Annotated in this window: 28 protein-coding genes and 1 pseudogene; 20 read left to right on the plus strand and 9 right to left on the minus strand. The window is 74.1% G+C overall.

Annotated elements, in window-relative coordinates:
• Positions 1–87: 87 nt before the first annotated feature.
• The 10 genes and pseudogenes from ACF1AL_RS07340 (at position 88) to ACF1AL_RS07385 (ending at position 5,514) form a co-directional block, all read left to right on the plus strand.
• Complete coding sequence (locus tag ACF1AL_RS07340; RefSeq protein WP_366836711.1) at positions 88–426, plus strand: gas vesicle protein; 339 nt, start codon at positions 88–90, stop codon at positions 424–426.
• Positions 427–489: 63 nt separating this feature from the next.
• Positions 490–918: a gas vesicle structural protein GvpA gene (locus ACF1AL_RS07345; protein WP_366836712.1), complete on the plus strand. Its 429-nt coding sequence runs from the start codon at positions 490–492 to the stop codon at positions 916–918.
• Positions 915–1,694 (plus strand): GvpL/GvpF family gas vesicle protein, encoded by a 780-nt coding sequence (locus ACF1AL_RS07350; protein WP_384205887.1) that lies wholly within the window; start codon positions 915–917, stop codon positions 1,692–1,694. The genes ACF1AL_RS07345 and ACF1AL_RS07350 overlap by 4 nt, the downstream gene beginning before the upstream one ends.
• A 4-nt stretch (positions 1,695–1,698) precedes the next feature.
• Positions 1,699–1,962, plus strand: a complete 264-nt coding sequence (locus ACF1AL_RS07355) for a gas vesicle protein GvpG (RefSeq protein WP_366836714.1) — start codon at positions 1,699–1,701, stop codon at positions 1,960–1,962.
• Positions 1,959–2,642 carry a DNA primase gene (locus ACF1AL_RS07360; RefSeq protein ID WP_391695329.1) on the plus strand — a complete coding sequence of 228 codons (684 nt, stop codon included), beginning with the start codon at positions 1,959–1,961 and terminating at the stop codon, positions 2,640–2,642. Before ACF1AL_RS07355 ends, ACF1AL_RS07360 begins: the two co-directional genes overlap by 4 nt.
• On the plus strand, positions 2,639–3,853 hold the full coding sequence (locus ACF1AL_RS07365) for an SRPBCC family protein (protein ID WP_391825511.1): 1,215 nt from the start codon (positions 2,639–2,641) through the stop codon (positions 3,851–3,853). The genes ACF1AL_RS07360 and ACF1AL_RS07365 overlap by 4 nt, the downstream gene beginning before the upstream one ends.
• Complete coding sequence (locus ACF1AL_RS07370) at positions 3,850–4,197, plus strand: gas vesicle protein (protein WP_391658126.1); 348 nt, start codon at positions 3,850–3,852, stop codon at positions 4,195–4,197. The genes ACF1AL_RS07365 and ACF1AL_RS07370 overlap by 4 nt, the downstream gene beginning before the upstream one ends.
• Positions 4,194–4,997 carry a GvpL/GvpF family gas vesicle protein gene (locus tag ACF1AL_RS07375; protein WP_366836718.1) on the plus strand — a complete coding sequence of 268 codons (804 nt, stop codon included), beginning with the start codon at positions 4,194–4,196 and terminating at the stop codon, positions 4,995–4,997. The genes ACF1AL_RS07370 and ACF1AL_RS07375 overlap by 4 nt, the downstream gene beginning before the upstream one ends.
• Positions 4,994–5,170, plus strand: a pseudogene (locus tag ACF1AL_RS07380) (gas vesicle protein); the annotation flags it as partial. The gene ACF1AL_RS07375 and the pseudogene ACF1AL_RS07380, both read left to right, overlap by 4 nt.
• A 62-nt stretch (positions 5,171–5,232) precedes the next feature.
• Positions 5,233–5,514: a gas vesicle protein K gene (locus tag ACF1AL_RS07385; protein ID WP_366836719.1), complete on the plus strand. Its 282-nt coding sequence runs from the start codon at positions 5,233–5,235 to the stop codon at positions 5,512–5,514.
• Between the two features lie 163 nt (positions 5,515–5,677).
• On the opposite strand, the gene ACF1AL_RS07390 is transcribed toward ACF1AL_RS07385, so the two are convergent.
• The 3 genes from ACF1AL_RS07390 to ACF1AL_RS07400 form a co-directional block, all read right to left on the minus strand.
• Positions 5,678–5,848: a hydrophobic protein gene (locus ACF1AL_RS07390; protein ID WP_361627216.1), complete on the minus strand. Its 171-nt coding sequence runs from the start codon at positions 5,846–5,848 to the stop codon at positions 5,678–5,680.
• A 94-nt stretch (positions 5,849–5,942) separates the two neighbouring features.
• Positions 5,943–6,764 (minus strand): methyltransferase domain-containing protein, encoded by an 822-nt coding sequence (locus tag ACF1AL_RS07395; RefSeq protein ID WP_391825512.1) that lies wholly within the window; start codon positions 6,762–6,764, stop codon positions 5,943–5,945.
• A gap of 135 nt (positions 6,765–6,899) precedes the next feature.
• On the minus strand, positions 6,900–8,393 hold the full coding sequence (locus ACF1AL_RS07400) for a bifunctional phosphatase PAP2/diacylglycerol kinase family protein (RefSeq protein WP_391825513.1): 1,494 nt from the start codon (positions 8,391–8,393) through the stop codon (positions 6,900–6,902).
• Between the two features lie 68 nt (positions 8,394–8,461).
• On the opposite strand from ACF1AL_RS07400, the gene ACF1AL_RS07405 reads away from it, so the two are divergent.
• Both ACF1AL_RS07405 and ACF1AL_RS07410 read left to right on the plus strand, forming a co-directional pair.
• Positions 8,462–9,118 carry a histidine phosphatase family protein gene (locus tag ACF1AL_RS07405; protein ID WP_391825514.1) on the plus strand — a complete coding sequence of 219 codons (657 nt, stop codon included), beginning with the start codon at positions 8,462–8,464 and terminating at the stop codon, positions 9,116–9,118.
• A gap of 42 nt (positions 9,119–9,160) precedes the next feature.
• Positions 9,161–10,780 carry an ABC-F family ATP-binding cassette domain-containing protein gene (locus ACF1AL_RS07410; protein ID WP_391825515.1) on the plus strand — a complete coding sequence of 540 codons (1,620 nt, stop codon included), beginning with the start codon at positions 9,161–9,163 and terminating at the stop codon, positions 10,778–10,780.
• Between the two features lie 172 nt (positions 10,781–10,952).
• On the opposite strand, the gene ACF1AL_RS07415 is transcribed toward ACF1AL_RS07410, so the two are convergent.
• On the minus strand, positions 10,953–12,071 hold the full coding sequence (locus ACF1AL_RS07415; protein WP_391658132.1) for a Vms1/Ankzf1 family peptidyl-tRNA hydrolase: 1,119 nt from the start codon (positions 12,069–12,071) through the stop codon (positions 10,953–10,955).
• 90 nt (positions 12,072–12,161) lie between these two features.
• Here ACF1AL_RS07415 and ACF1AL_RS07420 point away from each other — a divergent pair, with 90 nt between their 5' ends.
• On the plus strand, positions 12,162–12,410 hold the full coding sequence (locus ACF1AL_RS07420) for a DUF6158 family protein (protein WP_366836724.1): 249 nt from the start codon (positions 12,162–12,164) through the stop codon (positions 12,408–12,410).
• Between the two features lie 148 nt (positions 12,411–12,558).
• Here ACF1AL_RS07420 and ACF1AL_RS07425 read toward each other — a convergent pair whose 3' ends face one another.
• From ACF1AL_RS07425 to ACF1AL_RS07435, 3 genes are read right to left on the minus strand one after another with little or no spacing between them, the layout of a single operon-like run.
• Positions 12,559–13,110, minus strand: coding sequence for a type 1 glutamine amidotransferase domain-containing protein (locus tag ACF1AL_RS07425; RefSeq protein ID WP_366836845.1), 552 nt, complete (start codon positions 13,108–13,110; stop codon positions 12,559–12,561).
• 2 nt (positions 13,111–13,112) lie between these two features.
• Positions 13,113–13,511, minus strand: coding sequence for a DUF2795 domain-containing protein (locus ACF1AL_RS07430; RefSeq protein ID WP_366836725.1), 399 nt, complete (start codon positions 13,509–13,511; stop codon positions 13,113–13,115).
• Positions 13,512–13,530: 19 nt separating this feature from the next.
• Entirely contained in the window at positions 13,531–15,324 is a 1,794-nt protein-coding gene (locus ACF1AL_RS07435; protein WP_391825516.1) for a thiamine pyrophosphate-requiring protein, read from the minus strand.
• Between the two features lie 247 nt (positions 15,325–15,571).
• Between ACF1AL_RS07435 and ACF1AL_RS07440 the strand changes: the two genes are divergently transcribed.
• The 4 genes from ACF1AL_RS07440 (at position 15,572) to ACF1AL_RS07455 (ending at position 19,896) form a co-directional block, all read left to right on the plus strand.
• Positions 15,572–16,360, plus strand: coding sequence for an RNA polymerase sigma factor SigF (locus ACF1AL_RS07440; protein ID WP_366836727.1), 789 nt, complete (start codon positions 15,572–15,574; stop codon positions 16,358–16,360).
• 212 nt (positions 16,361–16,572) lie between these two features.
• Positions 16,573–17,397, plus strand: a complete 825-nt coding sequence (locus tag ACF1AL_RS07445) for a hypothetical protein (RefSeq protein WP_391695345.1) — start codon at positions 16,573–16,575, stop codon at positions 17,395–17,397.
• Positions 17,398–17,542: 145 nt separating this feature from the next.
• Positions 17,543–18,790 (plus strand): aminotransferase class I/II-fold pyridoxal phosphate-dependent enzyme, encoded by a 1,248-nt coding sequence (locus tag ACF1AL_RS07450; RefSeq protein WP_391825517.1) that lies wholly within the window; start codon positions 17,543–17,545, stop codon positions 18,788–18,790.
• On the plus strand, positions 18,787–19,896 hold the full coding sequence (locus ACF1AL_RS07455; RefSeq protein WP_391825518.1) for an MBL fold metallo-hydrolase: 1,110 nt from the start codon (positions 18,787–18,789) through the stop codon (positions 19,894–19,896). Before ACF1AL_RS07450 ends, ACF1AL_RS07455 begins: the two co-directional genes overlap by 4 nt.
• A 45-nt stretch (positions 19,897–19,941) precedes the next feature.
• Here the strand turns inward: ACF1AL_RS07455 and ACF1AL_RS07460 are convergent, their stop codons facing one another.
• Both ACF1AL_RS07460 and ACF1AL_RS07465 read right to left on the minus strand, forming a co-directional pair.
• A complete protein-coding gene (locus ACF1AL_RS07460; protein ID WP_391696241.1) occupies positions 19,942–20,556 on the minus strand; it encodes a DedA family protein in 615 nt (204 codons plus the stop codon).
• Positions 20,557–20,558: 2 nt separating this feature from the next.
• Positions 20,559–21,332 carry an MBL fold metallo-hydrolase gene (locus ACF1AL_RS07465; protein WP_391825519.1) on the minus strand — a complete coding sequence of 258 codons (774 nt, stop codon included), beginning with the start codon at positions 21,330–21,332 and terminating at the stop codon, positions 20,559–20,561.
• An 84-nt stretch (positions 21,333–21,416) separates the two neighbouring features.
• On the opposite strand from ACF1AL_RS07465, the gene ACF1AL_RS07470 reads away from it, so the two are divergent.
• The 3 genes from ACF1AL_RS07470 (at position 21,417) to ACF1AL_RS07480 (ending at position 25,633) form a co-directional block, all read left to right on the plus strand.
• Positions 21,417–21,848, plus strand: coding sequence for a hypothetical protein (locus tag ACF1AL_RS07470; RefSeq protein WP_366836732.1), 432 nt, complete (start codon positions 21,417–21,419; stop codon positions 21,846–21,848).
• A 228-nt stretch (positions 21,849–22,076) separates the two neighbouring features.
• Complete coding sequence (locus ACF1AL_RS07475) at positions 22,077–24,128, plus strand: phage holin family protein (RefSeq protein WP_391696243.1); 2,052 nt, start codon at positions 22,077–22,079, stop codon at positions 24,126–24,128.
• A 125-nt stretch (positions 24,129–24,253) separates the two neighbouring features.
• Positions 24,254–25,633, plus strand: coding sequence for an amino acid permease (locus tag ACF1AL_RS07480; RefSeq protein ID WP_391779805.1), 1,380 nt, complete (start codon positions 24,254–24,256; stop codon positions 25,631–25,633).
• Positions 25,634–25,679 lie beyond the last annotated feature (46 nt).

Raw genomic sequence — 25,679 nt, forward strand, 5'->3', positions numbered from 1 at the left:
GCGAGCGGACACGCTCGTGCCGCTCGCGCCTGCCCCCGTGAAGGTTTGGCCAAGGAACGAGCGGCCACACGGAGGAGAGAGGTGGCCATGGCGAACACAAACAACACGCGAGATTCGCAGAATTCACCGAACGAACCCGAAGAGCGGCAGACGGCCGAGGAGCGCCTGAGCCCGATGGAGGTGCTGCGCAACGCGCGGAGCCAGCTCGCCGAGCTGACCGGGATGAACCCGGAGTCCGTGTCCTCCTTCGAGCAGACCGAGGACGGCTGGGCCCTGGAGGTCGAGGTCCTGGAACTGGCCCGGGTGCCGGACACCATGAGCCTCATGGCGAGCTACCAGGTGGAGCTGGACCCCGAGGGGCAGCTCACCGGGTACCGCAAGGTCCGCCGCTACGAGCGCGGCCGGTCCGACGCCCGCGGCCGCTGAGCACCGCTCTCGACAAACCGGTACGTAAATGATCACCTGACGACAGAAGGAGGCACGGTCGGCATGACCGTTGTCCCGGCACAGCAGTCCGGCGGTGGGGGCGGCTCAAGCGGCCTCTACGACGTACTCGAGCTCGTCCTCGACAGGGGGCTGGTCATCGACGCGTTCGTGCGGGTTTCCCTCGTCGGCATCGAGATCCTGAAGATCGACGTGCGGGTCGTGGTGGCCAGCGTCGACACCTATCTGCGCTTCGCCGAGGCGTGCAACCGGCTCGACCTGGAGTCCGGGCCGCACAAGAACCCGGGCCTGCCGGACCTGGTCGGCGAGATCACCGAGTCCGGCGCACGCGGCAAGTCCAAGGGCGCCCTGTCGGGTGCCGCGCAGACGATCTCCGACGCGTTCAAGCAGGCGCGTGACGAGGGCGAGGCCGAGGAGCGGCCGCGGCCGCGCAAGGCGGCGGCCCGCCGCAAGCGGGAGGAGGAGCAGGAGTGAGCACTTACGTCTACGGCATCGCAGCGAGCTCCCACCCGGGCCTCCCCGAGGGCATGGGCGGCGTCGGTGAGCCGGCCCGTCCCGTGCGCATCCTCAAGGCGGGCCCGCTGGCGGCCATCGTCAGCGACGCACCCGAGGGTCTGCGCCCCAAGCGGCGCGACCTTCTCGCCCACCAGAGCGTGCTCGGCGAGGCGGGCGCGGCCGGCTGCGTGCTGCCCATGCGCTTCGGCAGCATCGCCCCCGACGACGACACCGTCACGACGGTGCTCACCGACCGGGCCGACCACTACCAGGAGCGCCTGCGCGCCCTCGACGGCCGCGTCGAGTACAACGTCAAGGCCAACCACGTGGAGGAAGCGGTCCTGCACCGGGTGATGGCCGAGAACCCCGACATCCGCGCTCTCGCCGAGGCCAACCGGCGCTCCGGCGGCGGAAGCTACGACGACAAGCTGCGCCTCGGCGAGCTGGTCGCCGCCGCGGTCAAGGCGCGGGAGGCGGAGGACGCCACGGTGCTGCAGCGGATCCTGGAGCCCGCCGCCGCGGCGGTCAGCGCGGGACCGGAGTCCACCGGCTGGCTGGCCAACGTCTCGTACCTGGTGGACAAGGACGCGGCCGAGCACTTCGTGGCCGCGCTCGAACGGGCCCGCGCGGAACTGCCGCAGCTGGAGATCCGCGCCAACGGGCCGCTGCCGCCGTACAGCTTCGTCGACCCGGGGCCCGCGGAGCACGCGGACGCGGCCTCGCTGACCGGCGGGGTGGACACCGAAGAGGGGTGAGGGCATGGGCCTGCTCGGCGAGGTGCTGCTGCTGCCGTTCGCACCGGTGCGCGGCAGTGGGTGGGTGATGAAACAGGTGCTTCGCGAGGCGGAGCGCATCTACTACGACCCGGCCACCATCCGGACCGAGCTGGCCCGCCTGGAGGAGCGGCTGGAGGCCGGCGAGATCAGCGAGGAGGAGTTCGACCGGCAGGAGGACGAACTTCTCGACCGGCTGGAGACGGCGACGCGCGCGAGCGCGGGAACAGGTGAGTGGACGGCACAATGAACCGAGTGGGACTGGGCCTCGCGATCGGGGCCGGGTACGTCCTGGGACGTACGAAGAAGGCGAAGATGGCGCTCGCCGTCGGCAGCCTGGTCGCCGGCAAACGGCTGAATCTCAGCCCGCGCATGGTCGCCGACCTGGTGAACCAGCAACTGAAGAACAATCCGCAGTTCAAGGAGCTGGGCGACCAGCTGCGCGGCGACCTGCGGGGGGCCGGCAAGGCGGCCTCCGGCGCCCTCGTCGAACGGCAGATCGGCGCGCTCGCCGACCGGCTGCACTCCCGTACCGCCGAGATGCGCGGGGAGCTCACCGGCGGCTCCAAGCGCGGGAAGGCCGACGCGGGCGACGAGGCGGAGACCGACGACGAGGCCGCGGACGAGCGCGACGAGGCCCCCGAGGACGAACCGGAGGACTCCGGGGAGTCCGAGAAGCCGAGGCGGTCGGGCGACTCCGGGGGCGCGCGGCGCGGGTCCGCGGGGGAGCGCGGCGGTCCGGCGAAGAAGGCGGCGAAGTCGGCCCAGCCGGCGAAGAAGGCGGCCAAGAAGGCCCCCGGCAGGAAGGGCGCCCCGCCGGCCGCGAAGAAGGCGCCCGGCGACGCGGCGAAGAAGGCCGCATCGGCCCGCAAGGCGGCCGCCAAGACCGCCGGCCGGGGCCGGCAGGCGAAGGGAGGCGGTGAACAATGACCGAGACCCTCGGATCGGCCGCGCGGGGCGCGACGGGTGCCGCCAAGGGCGCGACCGACAAGAACCCGCTCACCGACCTCGCGCACAGCGAGGCCGCGGACCGGCTCAAGGCCGAACTGCAGGACTACCTCGCCGCCCAGGCGACCCGGATGCTCACCGGCGTCGGACGCAAGCTCGGCGAGACCACCGGCAAGCTGAACGACATCGCCGAGGGCAAGAGCCCGGGCTTCGCCAAGCTGGCCCTGGACGGCGGGCGCAAACTCGCCGAGGGCAAGGGCCCGCTGCGCACCGCTCTGGAACTCGGCGCCTCCCGTGCCAAGGACAGTGTCGTGGAGAAGTTCAAGGGCCTCGGTGGCGGCGGCAAGAAGGGCGGCAAGGGCCGCGCCGGCAACAAGCCGACCGTGATCATCGAGCACATCGACGTCGGGGTGCCGCTGCGCACCGCGTTCGACCAGTGGACGCGGTTCCAGGACTTCAGCAACTTCGCCAAGGGCGTCAAGAGCGCGAGCCGCGCCGACGACACCCATTCCGACTGGCAGGCCAAGATCTTCTGGTCCAGCCGCAGCTGGAAGGCGACCACCACCGAGCAGGTCCCCGACCAGCGCATCACCTGGACGTCGGAGGGCGCCAAGGGCACCACCAAGGGCGCGGTCACCTTCCACTCGCTGGGCGACAACCTCACCCGGGTCCTGCTGGTGATCGAGTACTACCCGTCCGGTCTGTTCGAGAAGACCGGCAACATCTGGCGCGCCCAGGGCCGCCGGGTCCGGCTCGACCTGAAGAACTACGCCCGCTTCATCACCCTCAAGGGAGAGGCCGACGAGGGCTGGCGCGGCGAGATCGAGGACGGCGAGGTCGTCCGCAGCCACGAGGAGGTCCTGGAGGCCGAGTCCGCGGAAGGCGAGGAGGGCCAGGAAGGCGAAGGCGAGGAGGCCCAGGAAGGCGAAGGCGACGAGTCCGGCGCCGAGGCCGAGTACGACGGCGACGAGGAAGCCCCCGAGGACGAGGACCAGGACCGGCGGGCCGCCGGCCGGGACGAGGACGAGGAGGAGGACGAGGAGCCGGACGACGAGGAGGGCGCCTACGAGGACGAGGACGAGTACGAGGACGAGCCCGAAGAGGGCTATGAGGACGAGGGCGCCGAGGACGCCGAGAACGAGTACGACGAAGAGGAGGAGGACGAGGACGAGTACTCCGGGAGCCGGCGATGACCACACCCAGCTCCATGTCCGGACGCCTGCCCGAGCCCTACGGCGGCGGCAGCGGCGCCAACCTCGCCGACATCCTCGAACGCGTCCTGGACAAGGGCATCGTCATCGCGGGTGACATCCGGATCAATCTGCTCGACATCGAACTGCTCACCATCAAGCTGCGGCTCATCGTCGCCTCGGTCGACAAGGCCAAGGAGATGGGTATCGACTGGTGGGAGAGCGACCCGGCGCTGTCCAGCCGCGCCCGGCGCGACGAACTCACCCGTGAGAACGCCGAGCTGCGCGCGCGGCTGGCCGAGCTGGAGGCCGGCAGCGGCCGACGGCAGGCGGAGGAGGCCCCATGACCGGACTGCGCTACGTCTACGCCGTGTGCCGCCCCTTCAGCGCGCCCCTCCAGGCGCAGCTGACCGGGGTGGGCGGTGCGCCGCCGCGGCAGCTGACGCACCACGGGCTGGTCGCGGTCTACAGCGAGGTGCCCGAGCGGGACTTCGCCGAGGAGCCGCTGCGCGCCCACCTGGAGGATCTGGACTGGGTGACCGCGACGGCCCGCGCCCACCAGGGCGTGATCGACGCGCTGACCGTGGTCACCACGCCGCTGCCGCTGCGGCTGGGCACCGTCTTCCGCGACGACAGCGGCGTGCGCACCATGATGGAGGCCCGCGGCCGGGACTTCCGGCGCACCCTGGACCGGCTCCAGGGCAAGGTCGAGTGGGGCGTGAAGGTGTACGCGGAGGTGCAGGGCGAGGAGGCCCAGCGCGGGACGCCGTCCCCGCAGGACGCCTCCGGCCCGGCGCCCGCCGCCTCGGGACGGGACTATCTGCGCCGGCGCAGTATGCGCGCGAAGGCGCACGAGGACATGTGGCAAAAAGCCGAGGAATTCGCCACCCGGCTGCACGAGAGGCTTTGCGCGCACGCCGAGGATTCCCGGGTGCACGCGCCGCAGAACCCGGCTCTTTCCGGGGCGGCCGGACGCAATGTGCTCAATGCGGCCTATCTCGTGCCGCGGGCGCAGTCCGAGGAATTCGTGGAACTCGTGGACCGCACGAAGGACGACGTGCCCGGAATGCGCGTGGAACTCACCGGTCCGTGGGCCGCCTATTCGTTCGTGGAGACCGCCCGGGCGGCGGGGGAGGGGGCGCGGTGACCGTCGTCGAACGCCGAGAGATCGCGCTCGTGGACCTGCTGGACCGGCTGCTGGCCGGCGGCGTGGTGATCACGGGGGACATCACCCTGCGGATCGCCGACGTCGACCTGGTGCGCATCGACCTCAACGCGCTCATCAGCTCGGTCAACGCGAAGGTGCCTTCGCCCTTCGAGGCGGGGCCGCTCGGCGGGCCCCTCGGGGCGGAGGCCGGGGGGACTGCCGCGAGGGAGCTGCCGTGACCGACCGCCGCCACATGGACCTCGATCCCGACACCGTGGAGCGGGACCTGGTCAAGCTCGTGCTGACCGTCGTGGAACTGCTGCGCCAGCTCATGGAACGGCAGGCGGTGCGCCGCTTCGACGAGGGCGACCTCACCGAGGAGCAGGAGGAGCGCATCGGGCTGACGCTGATGCTGCTGGAGGACCGCATGGCGGAACTCCGCGACCGCTACGGCCTGCGGCCCGAGGACCTGAACCTGGACCTCGGGCCGCTCGGACCGCTGCTTCCCCGCGAATAGCCGGCATTCCCTCTGCGCACGTGCGGGGCCGTCACGCGGAGCTTCCCGCACGCGAAAGGCTCCCGGCACGCGAACGGCTCCTGGGCACACGCGAACGGCTCCCGGGCGCTTGCGCTGCCCGGGAGCCGTTCACCGCGATGCCGGGAGGCGATCCCGGCTCACCTCACCACCTGTACCAGCGGCCCCTGCCGCCCGCCGCGCTCGTGCTGCGCAGCAGGAAGCCGAGCAGCCACACGACCAGAACCGCCAGCGCGATCCACCACAGAACCTTCACTGCGAACCCGAGACCGAAAAGCACGATCGCCAGCAGCAGTACCAGCAGGATGGGAACCATAGTTTCGAACCTCCTGGAATCCGTGTTTCCCGAAAACAGCTTCGGAAACGGTCCCGGAAACGGCGGCTGAAGACTTTGACGGACTCCTGGTGGATCAGACTTCCGTGCGGCACAGAATTTCGCCGTGCAGGACCGCGAACCAGCCGTCCTCCCGCTCGCCCCACTCCCGCCAGGCCGCGGCCACGGCGGCCAGTTCCGCCTCGGTGGCGTGCCCGCCGGCGACTGCCTGGCCCGCGTAGGCGGAGGCGATCGTGCGCTCGGCCCACAGACCGCTCCACCAGGCCCGCTCCTCGGGCGTGGCGAAGGTCCAGGTGCTGGAGGTCGCGGTGACGTCGGTCAGACCCGCGGCGCGCGCCCATGCCACCAGCCGGCGCCCCGCGTCCGGCTCGCCGCCGTTGGCGCGCGCCACCCGGTGGTACAGGGCCAGCCACTCGTCCAGCCCGGGCACCTCGGGGTACCAGGTCATGGCGGCGTAGTCGGCGTCGCGGACCGCGATGTACCCGCCCGGCCTCGTCACCCGCCTCATCTCGCGCAGCGCCTGTACCGGATCGCTGACGTGCTGCAGCACCTGGTGGGCGTGGACCACGCAGAACGTGTCGTCGGGGAAGTCCAGGGCGTGCACGTCGGCGGTGGCGAAGTCGACGTTGGTCAGGCCCCGGGCGGCGGCCTCGGCCCGCGCCTGCTCCAGGACGCCGGGCGCCCGGTCGACGCCGGTGACGTGACCTTCGGGGACCAGGCCGGCCAGGTCGGCGGTGATGGTGCCGGGGCCGCAGCCGATGTCCAGGATCCGCATGTGGGGCCTCAGCGCGCCGAGCAGGTAGGCCGCGGAGTTGGCGGCGGTGCGCCAGGTGTGCGATCGCAGCACCGACGCGTGGTGCCCGTGCGTGTAGACGGCCGTCTCCTGCGCTTTCGGCATGGCTGTGCCCTCCTCGTCGAGACCGGCCCGGGTGCCCGGGCCGGTACTCCACACGGTACGCGCGCCAGCCGCATCGTGAGATACGCGTTTTGCAATATGGACTGACGTATCGTCAGCCAAGCAGCTGTCGGTGCGTCAGGAACCGGGAAGCGGGCGGTAGACGGTGAGGGCCTGCGGCAGCTTCTCCACCGTCACCTCGTCGTGCACCTCGGTCACCTCGCCGTCGTAGGCCAGCAGCGTGCCCGGGGCCAGCCCGGCCAGCCGCAGCCGTGGCACCCGGACCGCCGCGTGCGCCGGAGACCGCGTGAGCGGGCCCGCCGCTGCGGCCGCCAGCAGCCGCAGCGCCGGGTGGCGGCCGCCGTGCACCACCCGCACGTCCAGCCGCCCGTCCGCCAGGTCCAGCCGGCGGCCGGGCGCGAGACCCATGCGGTGATAGGTGCCGTTGCCGACGAACAGCGACCACAACGCACGCGGCCGGCCGCCCAGTTCGGCCTCCAGCGGGTGCCGGTCGGCGCGCAGCACGCGCAGCGCCGACAGCACCCCGGCCGGCCAGTCGCCGACGCGGTGCGCCCAGCGGTCCCGCTCGCGCACCAGCTCCGGGTACACGCCCAGGCTGAGGGTGTTGACGAAGATGCCGCGCCGCTCGCCCGAGGAGAACCGGCCCACGTCCACCCGGACCGCCTCGCCCCGCGTCAGCGCGCCCGCGAGGTCGCCGGCGTCCTCCACGCCCAGGTCGAGGGCGAAGTGGTTGAGCGTGCCGCCCGGCAGCACCGCGAGCGGCAGTCCGTGCCGCAGGGCGACCTCCGCGGCCGCGTTCACCGTGCCGTCGCCGCCGCACACGCCGAGCGCCACCGCCCGGGACGCGGCCTTCTCCAGCTGCACCGGCATCTCCTCGGGCGGGCACTCCACGACCTCGGCGCCCGGCAGCTCGTCCCGCAGCGCCCGCACCCGGTCGGCGCTGCCCGCCGCGGTGTTCGTCACCAGCACCAGGCCCTGCCCCTCCGGCAGCGCGGGGGCGTCCGCGCGCGGCCGGGCCGGCGGCGCGAGCTGCCCCCGGGTGGGCGCCAGACCCCGTACGGCGAAGGCGGCGCCCGCGCCGAGGGCCGCGCCGGCGAGCACGTCGCTCGGGAAGTGCACACCGGTGTAGACCCGGGACATCGCCACCGAGAACGCCACCGGCGCCACGGCCGCGCCCCAGGCCGGCGACTCCAGCGCCACCCCGGTCGCGAACGCGGCCGCCGACGCGGCGTGCCCCGACGGGAACGACGTGGTGAACGGCTGCCGCTTCAGCCGCCGCACCAGCGGCACCCCGTCCAGCAGCGGCCGGGCACGGCGCACCGAGCGCTTGCCGAGCGTGTTGATGGCCAGCGAGGCCAGCGCCAGGGAGGCCACCCCGCGCACGGCGGCCCGGCGGCCCCGCGGGGTGCGGCTCGCCGCCATCGCGGCCGACGTGGCGAACCACAGCACTCCGTGGTTGGCGCTGCGGCTCAGGCGCGGCAGCACCGGCTCGGCGCCCGGCCAGTGCCGCTCGGCGGCGAACTCGAAGAGACGGCTGTCGAGGGCGAGCAGCGTCCGGCGCAGGGAGGACCGGCCGGCTGTGGGCGCGGTGAGATCGACATCGGGACTCATACCCTCGTGGGTACCCTGAAGTGGCCGTTCGCCGACCCGGGGGAGAGGACCGCACGGAGGAACCCCCTATGCGCCTGCTGCTCGTCCGTCACGCCGAGACCCCCTCCAACGTGGACCATCTGCTGGACACGGCGGTCCCGGGACCCGGACTGACCGCCCTCGGCGCACGGCAGGCCGCCGCGCTGCCGGACGCGCTGGCGGCGGAGGACATCGGCGCGCTGTACGCCTCCACGCTGGTCCGCGCCCAGCTCACCGCCGCGCCGCTCGCCGCCGCGCGCGGCCTCGACGTCCGGGTCCGCGACGGCATCCGGGAGATCGCTGCCGGCGACCTGGAGATGCTGCCGGGGGACAGCGAGCAGGGCGCCCTGTACATGAAGACGGCGTTCGCCTGGGCCGCCGGGGACACCGCGCTGCGCATGCCCGGCGGCGAGAGCGGGGACGAGGTCCTCGCCCGCTTCGACGCGGTGGTCGCCGAGGCGGCGCGGACCGGCGCCGGCACGGTCGCCCTGGTCAGCCACGGTGCCGTGATCCGGATGTGGACCGCCGCCCGCGGCAAGGGCGCCGACATCCCGTTCGCCGCCGCGCATCCGCTGCGCAACACCGGCGTCGTCGCCCTGGAGGGCTCCCCGCAGGCGGGCTGGACGGTGCTGACCTGGGCGGACGAGACGGTGCAGCCGGCGGGCGAACCGGGCCCGACGGGCGAGGCCGTGCCGGACGCCGGATAAGGATTTGCCGCGGCTTCCGGCCGCCCCGGAGAATGCCTGCCCATGGGACATCTCGAAGCCGCGCACCTGGAGTACTACCTTCCCGACGGGAGGGCGCTGCTCGGGGACGTGTCCTTCCGGGTGGGGGAAGGCGCCACCGTCGCCCTCGTCGGCCCCAACGGCGCCGGCAAGACCACCCTGCTCAAGCTGATCTCCGGTGAGCTGAAGCCGCACGGCGGGACCGTCACCGTCAGCGGCGGGCTCGGGGTGATGCGGCAGTTCGTCGGATCCGTACGGGACGAGTCGACCGTGCGGGACCTGCTGGTGTCCGTCGCGCCGCCCCGCATCCGCGAGGCCGCGGCCGCCGTCGACGCCGCCGAGCACGCCATCCTCACCGTCGACGACGAGGCCGCGCAGATGCGGTACGCGCAGGCCCTGGCCGACTGGGCCGAGGCGCGCGGCTACGAGGCGGAGACGCTGTGGGACATGTGCACCATGGCGGCGCTCGGCGTGCCGTACGAGAAGGCGCAGTGGCGGCAGGTGCGCACGCTCTCCGGCGGTGAGCAGAAGCGGCTGGTGCTCGAGGCGCTGCTGCGCGGCACCGACGAGGTGCTGCTGCTCGACGAGCCCGACAACTACCTCGACGTGCCCGGCAAGCGCTGGCTGGAGGAGCGGCTGAAGGAGACCCGCAAGACGGTGCTCTTCGTCTCCCACGACCGTGAACTCCTCGCCCGCGCCGCCGAGAAGATCGTGTCGGTGGAACCCGGGCCGGGCGGCGCGGACGCCTGGGTGCACGGCGGGGGCTTCGCCGGCTACCACGAGGCCCGCCGCGAGCGATTCGCCCGCTTCGAGGAACTGCGGCGCCGGTGGGACGAGAAGCACGCCCAGCTGAAGAAGCTGGTGCTGAACCTGCGTCAGGCCGCCAGCGTCAGCCACGAGATGGCCTCCCGCTACCAGGCGGCGCAGACCAGGCTGCGCAAGTTCGAGGAGGCCGGTCCGCCGCCCGAGCCGCCCCGCGAGCAGGAGATCACCATGCGCCTGAAGGGCGGCCGCACCGGCGTGCGGGCGGTCACCTGCCAGGGCCTGGAACTGACCGGCCTGATGCACCCCTTCGACCTGGAGGTCTTCTACGGCGAGCGGGTCGCCGTCCTCGGTTCCAACGGCTCCGGCAAGTCGCACTTCCTGCGCCTGCTGGCCGGGGAGGACGTCGCGCACACCGGGCAGTGGAAGCTCGGCGCGCGGGTCGTGCCGGGGCACTTCGCGCAGACCCACGCCCACCCGGAGCTGGCCGGCCGCACCCTGCTGGACATCCTGTGGGCGGAGCACTCCCAGGACCGGGGCGCGGCGATGTCACGGCTGCGGCGCTACGAGCTGACCCACCAGGCCGAGCAGCCCTTCGACCGGCTCTCCGGCGGTCAGCAGGCCCGCTTCCAGATCCTGCTGCTGGAGCTGGCGGGCGCGACCGCGCTGCTGCTGGACGAGCCGACGGACAACCTGGACCTGGAGTCGGCGGAAGCGCTCCAGGAGGGGCTGGAGGCGTACGAGGGGACGGTTCTCGCCGTCACTCACGACCGGTGGTTCGCCCGCTCCTTCGACCGCTACCTGGTCTTCGGCTCGGACGGCCGGGTACGCGAGACGCAGGAACCGGTGTGGGACGAACGCCGGGTGGAACGTTCCCGGTAGCGCGTGCCGTTCCCCTGCCGGGGGCGGGGCGGGTGCCTGCGGCGGCCCCTGCGGGTGCGTTGTGGCTGGTCGCGCCCACGCGGCGGAGCCGCATAGCGAACAGAGCCCCGCGCCCCTGGGGGGCGCCTGCGGCGGCCCCCAGGGGCGCCCGTGGTCTCTCCTGGGCTCAGGCTCAGGTCCAGCGGAGGAGGGCGCCCAGGCCGCCTGCGGGGGTGTCGTCGGCGTGGTCCGGCAGGGCGGGGGTGATCGAGAGGGCCGGGGCGCCCGTCGTCACCACCGAGCGCAGGAGCGCGTCGTCGGCGCGGGCCGACCAGGCGTGCTGTTCGCCGAGCGTCTTCAGCTCCGAGCGGCGCACCGCCACCTGGTCCGGGTCCTCGCCGATCCACACCTCGCGGTGGGTGTCCGGGCCGTCGGGCCGCACCAGCAGCTCGTCGATCCGGTGTTCCCGCGCGGCCTCCACCAGCGCCGGCACGCCCTCCACGGCGGCCGTGCGGCCCTCGCCGCCGGGCGTGCGGGCGGCCAGGAAGCGGTCCAGGTCCTCCTGCGCCCGCTGCCGTACGTGCGCGGCGCGCACCTGCTCCACCTCCTCGTCCAGCAGCCGGCTGCCGCTGCCGTGGTCGGCCTCGACGACCTTCCCGTGCAGCCGCTGCGGCAGCCGCTCGTGCACCGAGCGCCGCTCGCGTGCGTCACCCACCAGGATCAGCAGGTCGGCGCCGGTCTCCTCCTGGCACACGGCGAGCGCGTCGGCGATCTCCGCCGCGTTGTGCTCCCAGGTGTTCTCCACCCGCAGCTGGAAGTGGCGCTCCGACCAGTCGACCGAGCTGGTGCGGTGCACCGGCCACTGCCGTCCGCTGACCGAGCCGGCCTGCTCGCGGCCCAGACCCGAGCGCAGCTCGAAGTCCGCGCCCTTGCGGTCGACGTACGCCACCACGCACACCGGGTCCTCACCGGCCAGCTCCAGCAGCGGCGAGACCCGCGGCAGCGGCGTCCATTGCGCGGAACTGCCCCGCACCGGCTCACGGGCCAGCGGCAGCTCCAGCACCACCTCGCCGTCGTGGGCGAACAGCACCCGGCCGTGCGGATCACTCGCATGGCGCAGTTCGTCCACCGCCTCGCGTACCGCCCGGCAGGTCGCCTCGTCCGCTCCCTGTCCGGCCAGTTCCCGGGCCACTGCCTGCGCGGTCAGCTCCCGTTCGTGCGCGGTGTCCTCGGTGTGCTGCGAAAGGTCGACGTACACGGAGGCCCAGGGGCCGGAGTGTTCATAGAGTGGATGCAGAAAGGCGAGATCCATGGCTCCCTCCCGTGATGCGCTCGGGGGTAGTGCTCACCGGGCGGGTACCCGGACCGCAGACACGAACACGACCGACCGGACGGGGCCACCATGAGCGGAGTCGACCCGGAGCGCTTGGACGACCAGCAGCTGATGAAAGAGCTGGAGACCATCCACCGCACACGTCACGACACCCTGTTGTACGGCTCGAACGACGCGCTGCGCGCCCACAACGAACGCATGGCGCAGCTCGAGGGCGAGTATCTGCGCCGCAATCCGCGCCGCCCCGTCGCGGCCGGCCGTACCCGGGAAGGCGCCCGGGAACGCGCGAGCGGGGAGTCGGCGGCTCCCCCCTCCTGACCCTGCCCGGCCCTCGGGCGCCGGCGTCCCTGACCCTGCCCGGCCGTCCGGCGCCGGCGTCCCACGGGGCGCCGGCCTCACGACGGCGGCGGCGCACCCCCGCAAGGGTGCGCCGCCGCCGTCGTCTGCCCTGTCGGGCCCGCCATCCTCAGGCGGCGGACCGGGTCTCCTGCGCGAACACCTCCAGGAAGGTCTCGCAGAAGGCCTTCAGATCGTCCGGCTTGCGGCTGGTGACCAGCTTGTTGTCACCGTGGTCGCACACCTTGACCTGCTCGTCCACCCAGGTGGCGCCCGCGTTGCGCAGGTCCGTCTGCAGGCTCGGCCACGAGGTCAGCACCCGGCCCCGTACGACGTCGGCCTCGACCAGCGTCCAGGGGGCGTGGCAGATCGCGGCGACCGGACGGCCCTGCGTGAAGAAGTCCCGGACGAAGGCCACCGCCTTGTCGTCCATCCGCAGGAAGTCCGGGTTGGCGACACCGCCGGGCAGCACCAGCCCGTCGAAGGAGTCCGCGGAGGTGTTCTCCACGACCTCGTCGACGGGGAAGGTGTCGGCCTTGTCCAGGTGGTTGAACGCCTGGATCTCGCCGGACTTCGTCGACACCAGCACCGGCTCGTGCCCGGCGTCCTTCGCCGCCTGCCACGGGTCGGTCAGTTCGACCTGTTCGACACCCTCGGGGGCCACCAGGAAAGCGATACGCATGGTCATCCCTTCGTAGTACGTGCGGACTGCGTGCCGGTGACCGCCTCGGCCAGCTCCTGGACGTTGCCGTAGCGCGCCTTGCGGGGGAGCCCCTCCAGCGCGTCCACCAGCGCGTCCGGCGCGTTGTGGCGGCGCAGCACGCCGATCAGTTCGTGCGGGCCGGCCGGGAAGGAACCGCGGCCCAGGATGCGCGCCAGTTCCAGGCGCACGGTCTCCAGGGAGGAACCGAGCCCGCCGGGCGCCACCGGGCCGCCCCAGACCTCCGGGTCGTCGTCGGCGGCCGGCTCCGGGTCGTGCCACTCCTCGGTCCGGGTGGGGTGGCCGGACCTGAGCAGCCCCTGCAGCTGGTGCTTCATCTCGTCGTCGCGGTGGACGCTCATCCGGTCGCTGCCTCGCTGCATGTTCCGCTCCTTTCGGTGGCTACTTCTTCTCCCGGCCGGGCAGGAACTCCTGCACCTTCGCCTTGAAGCCGTGTTTGACCACCGAGCCGCGGTCGGGGTCGCCCTTGAGGATCGACGCGGCCGTGGCCTCCATCTGCTCCCAGGTGGCGTGCGGCGGGATCGGCGGCACCGCCGGGTCGGTGAGGAACTCGATCACCGCCGGGCCGTCGGCCTCCAGACCGGCCCGCCAGGCCGCCTCGACGTCCTCCGGCTTCTCCACCCGGATGCCGGTCAGGCCGAGCGAGCGGGCGAACGCCGCGTACTGCACGTCCGGGATCGCCTGCGACTCCACGAAGGCCGGCGCGCCCTCCATGGCCCGCATCTCCCAGGTCACCTGGTTGAGGTCCTGGTTGTTCCAGACGGCGACCACCATCCGCGGGTCCTCCCACAGATCCGCGTACTTCGCGGCGGTGATCATCTCGGCGAGCCCGTTCATCTGCATCGCGCCGTCGCCGACGAGCGCCACCACCGGCCGGTCCGGGTGCGCGAACTTCGCGCCGATCGCGTACGGCACCCCGGGGCCCATCGTGGCCAGCGTGCCGGACAGCGACCCGCGCATGGTGCCGCGCATGGTGATGTGCCGCGCGTACCAGTTCGCGGTCGACCCGGAGTCGGAGGTGATGATCGCGTTCTCCGGCAGCAGCGGGTCCAGCGCGGCAGCCACGTACTCCGGGTTGATCGGGTCGGCGGACAGGTGCGCGCGCCGCTCCATCACCTGCTGCCAGTGCTGCACGTTGTCGCACACCGTGTCGAACCACTCCCGGCCGCGCCCGGAGTCGATCATCGGGATCAGCCGGTCCAGGGTCGCCTTGGCGTCCCCGACCAGGTTCACCTCGTACGGGTAGCGCATGCCCACCATGTGCGGGTCGATGTCGATCTGCACCGCCCGCGCCTTGCCGAACTCCGGCAGGAACTGCGAGTACGGGAACGACGAGCCGATCGTCAGCAGCGTGTCGCAGTCCCGCATCAGCTCGTAGCTCGGGCGCGTGCCCAGCAGGCCGATCGACCCGGTGACGTACGGCAGCTCGTCGCTGAGGACGTCCTTGCCCAGCAGCGCCTTCGCGACGCCTGCGCCGAGCAGCTCGGCGATGTGCTGCACCTCCTCGCGGGCGTGGGCCGCGCCCTGCCCGACCAGGATCGCCACCTTGTCGCCGGCGTTGAGCACCTCCGCCGCCCGCCTGAGCGACTCCTCCGACGGCACGGCCGTCCACGAGCTGCGGTCCAGGCTGGAGGGCACCATCTTGAACTCGTGCGAGGGCGGCGAGTAGTCCAGTTCCTGCACGTCACCGGGGATGATCAGCGCCGTCGGTGCGCGCCGCGCGTACGCGGTGCGGATCGCCCGGTCCAGTACGTTCGGCAGCTGCTCGGGCACCGTCACCGTCTCGACGAAGTCCGAGGCGACGTCCTTGTACAGCGTGTGCAGGTCGACTTCCTGCTGGTAGGAGCCGCCCATCGCGGTCCGGTGCGTCTGCCCGACGATCGCCAGCACCGGCACATGGTCGAGCTTGGCGTCGTACAGGCCGTTGAGCAGGTGGATGGCGCCGGGTCCGGACGTGGCCGCGCACACCCCCAGCCGTCCGCTGAACTTGGCGTATCCGACCGCCTCGAACGCGGACATCTCCTCGTGCCGGGACTGGACGAACCGGGGCTTGTTCTCGGCACGTCCCCAGGCGGCGAGCAGACCGTTGATGCCGTCCCCGGGATACCCGAAGACGTTCTCCACACCCCACTCGCGCAGTCGTTCGAGAAGGTAGTCGGACACCTTGCTGCTCATGAAGGACCTCCGGATCGCAGGCGGTACTCGGGTCGGGGTCGGCACACCACGAGTCACCCGCAGACACCCCGGAAAACCTGTGCGCGGGTTTGCCCACCCGGGCGGGGGGCAGGCGCGGGATCAGTGCTTCGGACCGGAGGCACGTCCGTGGGAGCGGCTGTACGCGGCCCCGGGACGCCCCTCGTCCGGGCGCGCCGCGCTCCTTCGGTGACCGTCCACCCAGAGCACCCAGGGAGACCCACCCACCATGCAGACCCGAGCCGGCACACGCCCGCACCCGCACGACGACGCCCCCGACACCGCAGCCGCCTTCCGCAGGCTCGCCGCCCTCCCGCCGGGCCCGGAGCGCGACGCGCTGCGCGCCGAGATCACCGAGGCGTGGCTGCCCATGGCCGAACGCCTCGCCGGCCGCTTCCGCAACCGCGGCGAGTCCTCCGACGACCTGCGCCAGGTCGCCGCCCTCGGCCTGGTCAAGGCCGTCGACCGCTACGACCCGGACCTCGGCAACGCCTTCGAGAGCTATGCCGTGCCCACCATCACCGGGGAGATCAAGCGCCACTTCCGCGACCACATGTGGACCCTGCACGTGCCGCGTCGCGTCCAGGACCTGCGCAACCGCGTCCGTGTCGCCGTGCAGGAGCTGTCCCAGACCGTCTCCGGCCGGCAGCCCACCGTCGCCGAGATCGCCGAACGCGCCCGGCTGAGCGAGGAGGACGTCCGCACCGGCATGGAGGCGCTGGAGAGCTTCACGGCGCTGTCGCTGGACGCGGAGATGCCGGGCAGCGAGGGCGGCTACGCGCTGACCGACGCGCTCGGCGCGCCCGACCCGGCGCTGGACACGGTCGTCGACCGCGAGGCGGTCCGGCCCCGGCTCGCGGCCCTGCCGGAGCGGGAGCGGGCCATCCTGTACATGCGCTACTTCGGGGACATGACGCAGAGCCGGATCGCCGAGCAGCTGGGCATCTCGCAGATGCACGTGTCGCGGCTGATCAGCCGGTGCGTGGCGCGGCTGCGGGCGGATGTGCTGGCGGAGTAGCGCCCCGGGGGCGCGCTCCCGGCGCCGGGACGGGTGACCGCCGGCTGTGCGCGCGGTTCCCCGCGCCCCTTCCGGCCGGGCGTCACCCCGTCGGCCGCATTCGTCCCGCCAATGGGGGCCCGCCGCGCGCGCCTTCCGGCTGCGGCGGCTGTCATGGCTGTACGGCACGCCACCCCCGTGCCGGCAGTCGTACGGCCGAAGGAGTCACCCCCATGCGCCGCACCGCCCGTGTCCTGTCCGCCGCCGCGCTGGCCGTGCTGGCCGGTGCCGGCCCGGCCGCGGCCGCGGACGACCCGGCAGACCCGGTCGACCCGCCGGGGTCGGCAGCGCAGGCCGCCCCGGTCGATCCGCCGGGGCCCGCAGCCCCAGCCGTTCCGGACGATCCGGCGGGTCCCGCCGCGGCCGACCCCGGTGATCCGGCGAGCCCGGCCGCGCAGATCAGCCCCGCCTCGGTGGAACCCGGCGGCACCGTCACCGTCTCGGTCACCTGCGACCCGACCGGCGGCCCCGCCCCGCAGAGCATCGAGGCCAGCTCCCAGGCCGCCTTCGCGGACGGCACCGTGAAACTGCAGAAGGTGCCCGGCGGCGACGACGAACTCTCCGGTCCCGCCTACAAGGGCACCGCGAAGATCGCGCCCGCCGAGGACTTCGACGGCCTGTCGGGCACCGGATCCGCCCCCGCCTGGACCGTGGACGGCACCTGCCCGGCGCCGCCCGGCGGGCAGGGCCGCCCCTGGAGCGCCACCTTCGACGTCGCCCGCTCCGGCTCCTCCCACGGCGCCACGGCCGGCCCCGCCTGCCCCGAACCGCACCCGACCGCCTGCCCCGGGCAGCAGAAGCCGGACGCGCCCGCGCAGGAACCGGCCTGGCAGCAGCCCACCGCCCGGCCGCCGGCCGTCGAGCACGGCGTGCACGCCGGGCAGGGCGGCGCCTTCACCGCCTCCGTGCCCGCGCTGGTGGCCGGCGGCCTGCTCATCGCCGGTGCGGCCGGCGCGGCCGCCCACCGGCTGCGGCACCGCGGGCGGGGCCACGGCTGAGCGGCTCACGCCGGTGTGACCGGCGCAACCCGCGCTCCGGGCCATGGGGAGCGCACGACGTGGGTACTCACAGGCCGGGACGACGAGGCGGTGACGCGGTACCGAAGCACCCCAGCACGGCACGAGCGACTGCGCGGAGGCACGCATGCGGCGGACCGACCCCGAAGGGCACGGCCCCGTCCGCTACGGCCCCCCACTGCCCGACACCGGACTGCCGGTGCCGCCCGAGCTGGCCGGACATCTCTGCGCCGCCGCCGACCGCGCCGCCGCCGAACCCGTCGGCGGCTCACCCGCCGTCGTCGAGGCGGCCTGCGGCTACTGGGAGCGGCGCGGCCTGGTCACCGACCTCGCCCACGTGGCCGCCGCCCCCGGCGCGCCCGCGCTGCTGCTGGCGCTCACCGCCGCCCTCGGCGGGGACGTCCTGGTGCCGCGGCCGTGCGCGGCCTGGTGGGCGCCGTACGCGCGCCTGCTCGGCAGACCCGTCTTCCATGTGGCCACCCCCGCCGAGTCCGGTGGTGTGCCCGACCCGTACGCCCTGCTGGAGACCGTGCGCCGGGTCCGCGCCGAGGGCGGCGACCCGCGGCTGCTCGTGCTGTCCCTCGCCGACGACCCGACCGGCACCGTCGCCCCGCCCGAACTGCTGCACGAGACCGTCGAGGCCGCCACCGGCGAGGGCCTGCACCTCGTCAGCGACGAGACCTGGCGCGACACCCTGTACGCGCCGGGCGGGACCGTGCTGCTCAGCCCGGCCGAGATGCTGCCCGGCCAGGTCACCGTCGTCACCGACCTGGCCGGCGCGCTGCTGCCGGCCGGCTGGCCCGCGGCGATCGCCCGCTTCCCGGCAGACGGCCGCGGCGGCGGGCTGCACGCGCGCGTGCTCGACATCCTCACCGCGCTCGGCGCCCGCGTCGCCGCACCCGTCGCCGCGGCCGCCGCCCACGCGCTCACCGAACCCGAGCCGCTCGCCGCCCGGGCCGCCGCCACCGTCGCGCTGCACGCGCGCGTGGCCGCCGCCCTGCACCACGCCGTCGTCTCCGCCGGCGCCCTCGCCCGCCCGCCCCAGGCCGGCCGTCACCTGTACGCCGACCTCGGCCCGCTGCGCACCGCGCTGGCCGGGCACGGCGTGGGCGACGCCCAGGACCTGGAGGAGTTCCTCACCGCCCGGCTCGGCATGCCCGCGCCGGGCGGCCACCGCTTCGGGGACGACCTCGCCGCGCTGCGCGTGCGCCTGGCCACCGGCCCCCTGCTCGGCGGCACCGACGCCGAACGCGCGGAATGCCTCACCTCCCCCGCGCCGTTGGAACTGCCACACGTGCACCGCGCGTTGAGCACGGTGAGGTCCGTCTTCGACGATCTCCGCGACGACGCCCAGCGATGGGAGCCTCCTCGATGACGCAGCAGTCCGAGTCGCCCACCACCGGCACGGTCACCGGCACGGTCACCGGCACGGTCACCGGCACGACGCCGTCCCGGACCCCCGACACCCCGGCCGCAGGCTGCCCGTCCCCCCTCGCCCCGCCCTCCCCGCCCCTCGCCGAACCCCGCCGGCTCGGGGAACGGCGCGTGTGGCCGCGGACGTTCCACGACCGGCTCACCGCCCCGCTGCCCGGACTGAAGGCCCTCGCCCGCTTCGCCCGCGAGGGCGCCGTGCGCCCCGGCAAGGACGGCCTCGCCGACATCCCCCGCCTGCCCTACGCGCCCGCCCCGCTGCCCCGCGTCGACGCCCGCGCCCTCGCCGTCACCTGGGCGGGACACGCCAGTTGGGTCGTGCGGATCGGCGGGCTGACCGTGCTCACCGACCCCGTGTGGTCGCGCCGCATCCTCGGCACCCCGGCCCGAATCACCCCCGTCGGCGTGGACTGGGAGGCCCTGCCCCGCGTCGACGCCGTCGTCATCAGCCACAACCACTACGACCACCTCGACGCGCCCACGCTGCGCCGACTGCCCCGCGACACCCCGGTGTTCGCGCCGGCCGGGCTCGGCGGCTGGTTCCACCGGCGCCGGTTCACCTGCGTGACCGAGCTGGACTGGTGGGAGGGCGTCGAACTGTCCGGCGTCCGCTTCGACTTCGTGCCCGCCCACCACTGGTCCAAGCGCACCCTCACCGACACCTGCCACAGCCTGTGGGGCGGCTGGGTGCTCACCGCGCCCGACGGGCGGCGCCTGTACTTCGCCGGCGACACCGGATACGGCCACTGGTTCTCCCGTATCGGCCGCCGCTACCCCGGGATCGACCTCGCCCTGCTCCCGATCGGCGCCTACGACCCGCGCTGGTGGCTCAGCGACGTCCACTGCGACCCGGAGGAGGCCGTGCGGGCCGCGCGGGACCTGGGCGCGCGGCGCATGGCGCCGATGCACTGGGGGACGTTCATCCTCTCCGCGGAACCCGTCCTGGAGCCGCTGACCCGGGTCCGGGCCGCATGGGAGGCGGCGGGACTGGACCGTGCCGACCTGTGGGACCTGCCGGTGGGGGCGTCGGGCGTGCTGGACGGCTCCTGAGGACGGGGTCCCGGGACGGGAGCGGGGAGGGAGGGGCGGCGGGGCTCACCGCTGCACGCGCCGCCACACGCCCGGCAGGGCGCCGAGGAGGAGGGTCAGCCCGATCGCCGCCACGACGCCCTCCCAGGGCTCCGGGAAGAGCGAGCCGCCGAGAATCCCGATCAGCTGATACGTCAACGCCCAGGCGAGACAGGCCGGCAGATTGCCCCGCGCGAACCTGCGCAGCGGCCACTTCGCCAGCAGGCACGCCAGCATCACCGGTATCCGGCCCGCCGGCACCAGCCGGGACAGCACCAGCACCGCCACCCCGTGGTGGGCCAGCTTGTCCTGGGCCTGCGTCAGCCGCTCCTGCGGCGCCCGCGCCCGGATCGCCTCCAGCCAGCGCGAGCCGCTGTGCGAGCGCAGGCCGCGCCGGCCCAGCCAGTACAGCGCCGCGTCCCCGCAGAACGCGGCCAGCGACGCCGTGACGAACACCAGCGCCAGTGCGAACGGCGCCGTCTGGTGGAAGGCGACCACCGCCGCCGAACTCACCAGCGCGCCCGTCGGCACCACCGGCACCAGTGCGCCGATCAGCACCAGCAGGAACAGGGACGGATAGCCGAGCGCCTGCTGGGTGGACTGCGTCGGCACCGCCGTCACCGCGGCGGCCAGTGCGCTCAGACTCACGGGGCGACCGCCAGGCGCACGCTCTCGCCGTGCCCCAGCCGGTGCACCGTCACCTCCGGCGCCCGGTGCGCCGCCAGCCGTTGGAACTCCTCGCCCGGCGCGTGGAACTCGTGCGGGCGCACCGCGTCCATGCCGATCGGCCAGTACGTCCCGTAGTGCACCGGCACCGCCCAGCGGGGCGCCAGCCGGGCCAGGGCCTGCGCCGCGCGGCCAGCGTCCAGATGGCCCTCGCCGAGGTAGGGCCCCCAGCCGCCCACCGGCAGCAGCGCCGTCTCGACGGGCCCGACCTCCTTCGCCATCGCCTCGAACAGCCCGGTGTCCCCGGCGAAGTAGGTGCGGGCCTCGCCCTCGACGACGTACCCGAGGGCGGGGGAGCGGTGCGGGCCGAACGGCAGCCGGCGGCCGTCGTGCTCGGCCGGCACCGCACGGATCGTCAGGTCTGCGATCCGTATCTCGTCGCCGGCAGCCACCTCCCGTATCCGCAGATGCGTCAGGCGCCGTAGTCCCGGTACGGCGCGTGGCGCACCTCGGGGCACGAGCAGGCGCGTGCCCGGCGCGAGCCGCCCCAGGGAGGGCACATGGAGGTGGTCGGCGTGCAGATGGGACACCAGCGCGACATCCGCGCGCCAGGCGTCCGGCGGGGGCGGCGCGCCGCGGCGGCGGCGCAGATGGGCCAGCCGGCGGGTGAACAGGGGATCGGTGAGCACACGGGTGTCCGAGTCCTCCACCGTGCAGGTGGCGTGACCCCACCAGGTGATCTCCACCGGCACCTCTTTGCCTCCTTCGCGCGACTCCCCCGAAGCCTACGGGCAGGAGTAGGGTCTGCGGCGAAACCCGGAGGTGAGGGGGACGCCATGGGAGAGGTGCGGGGTGCCTTCGGCCGGCCGGCCCAGGTCCGCGTCACGGCGATCGCCAGCCTGACGCCGCTGGAGGAGCTGGACAGCGATCCCTTTCTGGTGGACTCCCGCAGCCAGCACGCGATGTGCGCGCGGTGGGCCGCGGAGCGCGGGTACGTCGTCGCGCGCGAACTGCTCGTGCGGGGGCTGCGGGCGGATCACTCCGCGCTGTGGGACGGGGTGCGGGCCGGGCGGGACGTGTTCGTCGCGCCGAGCCGGCGGGTGCTGGAGTCCGCGCTGTCGTCCGTGGAGGAGTTCACGGCGGAGTGCGCGCGGCGGGGCGTACGGGTGGAGACGGTCGGCTGTGCCGAGCCCGCGTACGACGCGCAGATGAAGGCGCGGGTGCACCGGCGGCTGTCGATGCCGACGGCCGGCTACGACGGACGGTAGCCGGGGCCGCGCCCTGGACCCCGGGGTGTTCTCCCGCCCACCAGGATCTCTCGCGCCCGAGATGCGCCCAGGCCTGCGCCTTTCGCCCCTGGTACGCCCGCACCGGCGGACAAACCGGTATGACAAGGTGTACGGACCAGGGCCGCAGCAGGGGTGCGGCGTGGGACGGGAGGTGGCGTCGGCGTGTGGTGGCGGCGGGTCGTCGGGCAGGTGGGGCGGAGCGTGGCCGTGTGGGCGGCGTCCACCCTCACGATGCTCGTGCTCGCCGGGTTGCTGCCGGACTTCCAGCTGCAGTCGGCCGACGGGGACAGCGCGACCCGGATAGCCGTGACCGCCGCGCTCGGGGCCGGGGCCTTCGGTCTGCTGTCGGCGCTGGTGTGGCCGCTGCTGGTGCGGCTGCTGCTGCTCGTGCCGGCGCTGGTGCTGGGCCTGCTGGTGTTCTTCCTCAACGGGTCCCTGCTGTGGCTCGCCCTGCGGATCAACCCTTCCGGCGACAGCGCCGCCGCGCCCGAGACCGCCGTCATCGTCGCCGCCGTGATGTCCGCCGTGGCCTCCGCGACCGGGGCCGCGCTCGCCGTGCGCGACGACGACGCCTACCGGCGCCGGCTGCTGCGGCTCGCCACCCGCCGCCGCAGACACGGGCCGCCCTGCCCCGCCGGGCCCGGCACCGTCTTCCTCCAGCTGGACGGCGTCGGCCACGACGTGCTCCGGGCCGCCGTGGACAAGGGGCTGATGCCCACCGTCGCCCGCTGGCTCCACCGGCCCACCCACCGGCTCACCGGCTGGCGCACCGACTGGTCCAGCCAGACCGGCGCCAGCCAGCTCGGCATCCTGCACGGCTCCAACCACGACGTGCCCGCCTTCCGCTGGTACGAGAAGGACACCCGCGAGGTGATGGTCTGCAACCGTCCCTCCTCCGCCGCCGAGCTCCAGCGCCGCGCCGTCGCCCGCACCCACGACGGCGGCCTGCTCACCGCCGACGGCGCGAGCCGCGGGAACCTGTTCAGCGGCGGCGCCGACGAGGCCGCCCTGGTACTGACCGTCTCCGCCCGCCGGGGCCGGGACAACCGGTCCCGCGCCGGGTACTTCGCCTACTTCTCCGACCCCGCCAACGCCGTGCGCACCGCCCTGTCCTTCGCCGCCGAGGTGGGCCGGGAGATCGGCCAGTCGGTGCGGGCCCGGCTGCGCCGGCAGCGGCCCCGCGTCGGGCGCGGCGGGCTCTACCCGCTGGTGCGCGCCTTCGCCACCGTCGTCGAACGCGACGTCGTCGTGGCCGCCGTCATGGGCGACATGCTCGCCGGCCGCACCGCCGTCTACGCCGACCTCGTCGCCTACGACGAGGTCGCCCACCACTCCGGCCCCGCGAGCCGGGACGCCGAGAAGGTGCTGGAGCGGCTCGACCGTTCGCTGGCGCTGATCGAGAAGGCCGCCGAGCACGCCCCGCGGCCGTACCGCATGGTCGTGCTGTCCGACCACGGGCAGAGCCCCGGCGAGACCTTCCGCGCCCGCTACGGCCTCACCCTCGCCGACCTGGTGCGCGCCGGGTGCGGGCTGCCCGTGCCGCGCCGTGCCCGGCGCACCCGCAGCGGCGCCGAGGCCCGCAACGCCGTGCGCGCCGCGCTGCGCCGGCCGGTCGAGGAGGGCGGCGAGCAGCACCGGCCCGCCCGCCGGTCCGAGCCGATCGTGCTGGCCTCCGGCAACCTGGGGCTCGTCTCCTTCCCGGACGTCCGGCACCGCATGACCAGGGAGGAGATCGACGCCCGCCACCCGGCGCTGCTGCCCACCCTCGCCAACCATCCCGGCATCGGCTTCCTGCTGGTGCGCAGCGCGGAGCACGGCGGTGTCGTCCTCGGGGCGCGCGGCGCCGAGGTACCGGTGGCGGAGCTGAAGGACGGCTGCGGGCCGCTCGCCCCCTTCGGCGAGGGCGCCGCCGACGCCGTGCGGCGCACCCACTCCTTCCCGCACACCGCCGACATCATGGTCAACTCCTTCCACGAGCCGGCCGACGGCGAGGTGCTCGCCTTCGAGGAGCAGATCGGCTCGCACGGCGGGCTCGGCGGCGCCCAGGGCCGGCCGTTCCTGCTCTCGCCCCTCACCCTGTCCCCGCCGGTCGCCGACGGGGCGGAACTCGTCGGCGCCGAGCAGGTGCACCGCGTGCTGCGCCGCTGGCTGCGCGAGGCGGACGGCCCTCAGGTACCGGTGGACGATTCGCGGTCCGTGGCCCTCGACAGCTCACCTTTTACGGTGCCGGACCCGGCCGTACAGGACAAAAGCGCGTGATTTGGAGCGCATCGAACCCGTGACCGAGCATGGACGGTCGTCCGGCGATCCCGGACACCGGCCCAGCCACGGGGCGGGCCGCCCGGCGATCCCGGGCCCCAGCACGACGAGAGGCGCACCACCCCATGCACGACACCGGAACCGTCCAGGCTCCGGCCCCACGGGCGACCGCACCCCGGACCGCCCCGGCACCCGAGAAGCACGCCCGCCGCTTCGGGCTCCCCGTCGCCACCGCCCTGGTCATGGGCAACATCATCGGCGGCGGCATCTTCCTCCTCCCGGCCTCGGTGGCCCCCTTCGGCACCGTCAGCCTGCTCGCCTTCGGCGTGCTGACGCTCGGCGCGATCGCGCTGGCCCTGGTCTTCGGCCGGCTCGCCGAGCGCGACCCGCGCACCGGCGGCCCCTACGTGTACGCCCGTGAGGCCTTCGGCGACTTCGCCGGCTTCCTCGCCGCCTGGGCGTACTGGATCACCACCTGGGTGTCCAACGCGGCCCTCGCCGTCGCCGCCGTCGGCTACCTCGACGTGCTGATCCCGGTGAACGACCACCAGTGGACCGCGTGCCTCGCGGCCCTCGTCATCCAGTGGCTGCCCGCCCTGTCGAACTTCGCCGGCACCCGCTGGGTCGGTGCCGTGCAGCTGGTGTCCACCGTGCTGAAGTTCGCGCCGCTGCTGCTCGTCGCGATCGGCGGGCTGTTCCACTTCCACGCGCGCAACCTCGGTCCCTTCCAGGCCGGCGGCGGCAGCACGCTCGGCGCGATCTCCGCCTCCGCCGCCATCCTGCTCTTCTCCTACCTGGGCGTGGAGTCCGCGGCGGTCAGCGCCGGCGAGGTCCGCGACCCGCGCCGCAACGTCGGCCGTGCCACCGTGATCGGCACCATCGGCGCCGCGCTCGTCTACCTGCTGGGCACCCTCGCCGTGTTCGGCACGGTCGCCCACGACCGGCTGGTGCACTCCACCGCCCCCTTCTCCGACGCCGTGAACGCCATGTTCGGCGGCTCCTGGGGCGGCTGGGCCGTGGCGCTGGCCGCGCTGGTGTCGATGACCGGCTGCCTCAACGGCTGGACCCTGCTCAGCGCCCAGACCCCGTACGCGGCGGCCCGGGACGGGCTGTTCCCGGCCGCGTTCGCCCGCAAGCGGCGCGGGGTGCCGACCGTGGGCGTCGGCGTCACGGTGGTGCTGGCCTCCGCGCTGACCGTGTACAACTACACGGCCGGCTCGGCCAAGGTCTTCGAGATCCTCGTCCTGGTCACCACCTTCACCGCGACCGTGCCCTATCTGCTGGCCACCGCCGCGCAGATCTTCCACCTCGTGCGCGGCGAGCGGGTCGACCGGTCCCGGCTGGTGCGCGACGCGGTCCTCGCCGTGCTGGCCTTCGGCTTCTCGCTGTGGCTCGTCGCCGGCGCCGGGTACGCGGCCGTCTACCAGGGCGTGCTGTTCCTCTTCGCGGGCGTCCCGGTGTACGCGTGGCTGGCGGCCCGGCGACAGCGCGCCGCCGCGCCCTGACCGAGGGCCCCGCGCCCGCCGCGCGGCGGTCCCGCCGGGGAAGCCG

The sequence above is a fragment of the Streptomyces sp. NPDC014801 genome (assembly GCF_043082085.1).
Lineage (GTDB): Bacteria > Actinomycetota > Actinomycetes > Streptomycetales > Streptomycetaceae > Streptomyces.

Excerpts from the sequence above, each read along its gene's own strand:
- ACF1AL_RS07365 (WP_391825511.1), top strand. The coding sequence starts at position 2,639 with ATGACCGAGACCCTCGGATCGGCCGCGCGGGGCGCGACGGGTGCCGCC.
- ACF1AL_RS07420 (WP_366836724.1), top strand. The coding sequence starts at position 12,162 with ATGAGCGGAGTCGACCCGGAGCGCTTGGACGACCAGCAGCTGATGAAA.
- ACF1AL_RS07480 (WP_391779805.1), top strand. The coding sequence starts at position 24,254 with ATGCACGACACCGGAACCGTCCAGGCTCCGGCCCCACGGGCGACCGCA.
- ACF1AL_RS07355 (WP_366836714.1), top strand. The coding sequence starts at position 1,699 with ATGGGCCTGCTCGGCGAGGTGCTGCTGCTGCCGTTCGCACCGGTGCGC.
- ACF1AL_RS07440 (WP_366836727.1), top strand. The coding sequence starts at position 15,572 with ATGCAGACCCGAGCCGGCACACGCCCGCACCCGCACGACGACGCCCCC.
- ACF1AL_RS07435 (WP_391825516.1), bottom strand. The coding sequence starts at position 15,324 with ATGAGCAGCAAGGTGTCCGACTACCTTCTCGAACGACTGCGCGAGTGG.
- ACF1AL_RS07360 (WP_391695329.1), top strand. The coding sequence starts at position 1,959 with ATGAACCGAGTGGGACTGGGCCTCGCGATCGGGGCCGGGTACGTCCTG.
- ACF1AL_RS07415 (WP_391658132.1), bottom strand. The coding sequence starts at position 12,071 with ATGGATCTCGCCTTTCTGCATCCACTCTATGAACACTCCGGCCCCTGG.
- ACF1AL_RS07455 (WP_391825518.1), top strand. The coding sequence starts at position 18,787 with ATGACGCAGCAGTCCGAGTCGCCCACCACCGGCACGGTCACCGGCACG.
- ACF1AL_RS07390 (WP_361627216.1), bottom strand. The coding sequence starts at position 5,848 with ATGGTTCCCATCCTGCTGGTACTGCTGCTGGCGATCGTGCTTTTCGGT.
- ACF1AL_RS07470 (WP_366836732.1), top strand. The coding sequence starts at position 21,417 with ATGGGAGAGGTGCGGGGTGCCTTCGGCCGGCCGGCCCAGGTCCGCGTC.
- ACF1AL_RS07450 (WP_391825517.1), top strand. The coding sequence starts at position 17,543 with ATGCGGCGGACCGACCCCGAAGGGCACGGCCCCGTCCGCTACGGCCCC.
- ACF1AL_RS07370 (WP_391658126.1), top strand. The coding sequence starts at position 3,850 with ATGACCACACCCAGCTCCATGTCCGGACGCCTGCCCGAGCCCTACGGC.
- ACF1AL_RS07425 (WP_366836845.1), bottom strand. The coding sequence starts at position 13,110 with ATGCGTATCGCTTTCCTGGTGGCCCCCGAGGGTGTCGAACAGGTCGAA.
- ACF1AL_RS07400 (WP_391825513.1), bottom strand. The coding sequence starts at position 8,393 with ATGAGTCCCGATGTCGATCTCACCGCGCCCACAGCCGGCCGGTCCTCC.
- ACF1AL_RS07375 (WP_366836718.1), top strand. The coding sequence starts at position 4,194 with ATGACCGGACTGCGCTACGTCTACGCCGTGTGCCGCCCCTTCAGCGCG.
- ACF1AL_RS07340 (WP_366836711.1), top strand. The coding sequence starts at position 88 with ATGGCGAACACAAACAACACGCGAGATTCGCAGAATTCACCGAACGAA.
- ACF1AL_RS07345 (WP_366836712.1), top strand. The coding sequence starts at position 490 with ATGACCGTTGTCCCGGCACAGCAGTCCGGCGGTGGGGGCGGCTCAAGC.
- ACF1AL_RS07395 (WP_391825512.1), bottom strand. The coding sequence starts at position 6,764 with ATGCCGAAAGCGCAGGAGACGGCCGTCTACACGCACGGGCACCACGCG.
- ACF1AL_RS07410 (WP_391825515.1), top strand. The coding sequence starts at position 9,161 with ATGGGACATCTCGAAGCCGCGCACCTGGAGTACTACCTTCCCGACGGG.
- ACF1AL_RS07405 (WP_391825514.1), top strand. The coding sequence starts at position 8,462 with ATGCGCCTGCTGCTCGTCCGTCACGCCGAGACCCCCTCCAACGTGGAC.
- ACF1AL_RS07445 (WP_391695345.1), top strand. The coding sequence starts at position 16,573 with ATGCGCCGCACCGCCCGTGTCCTGTCCGCCGCCGCGCTGGCCGTGCTG.
- ACF1AL_RS07430 (WP_366836725.1), bottom strand. The coding sequence starts at position 13,511 with ATGCAGCGAGGCAGCGACCGGATGAGCGTCCACCGCGACGACGAGATG.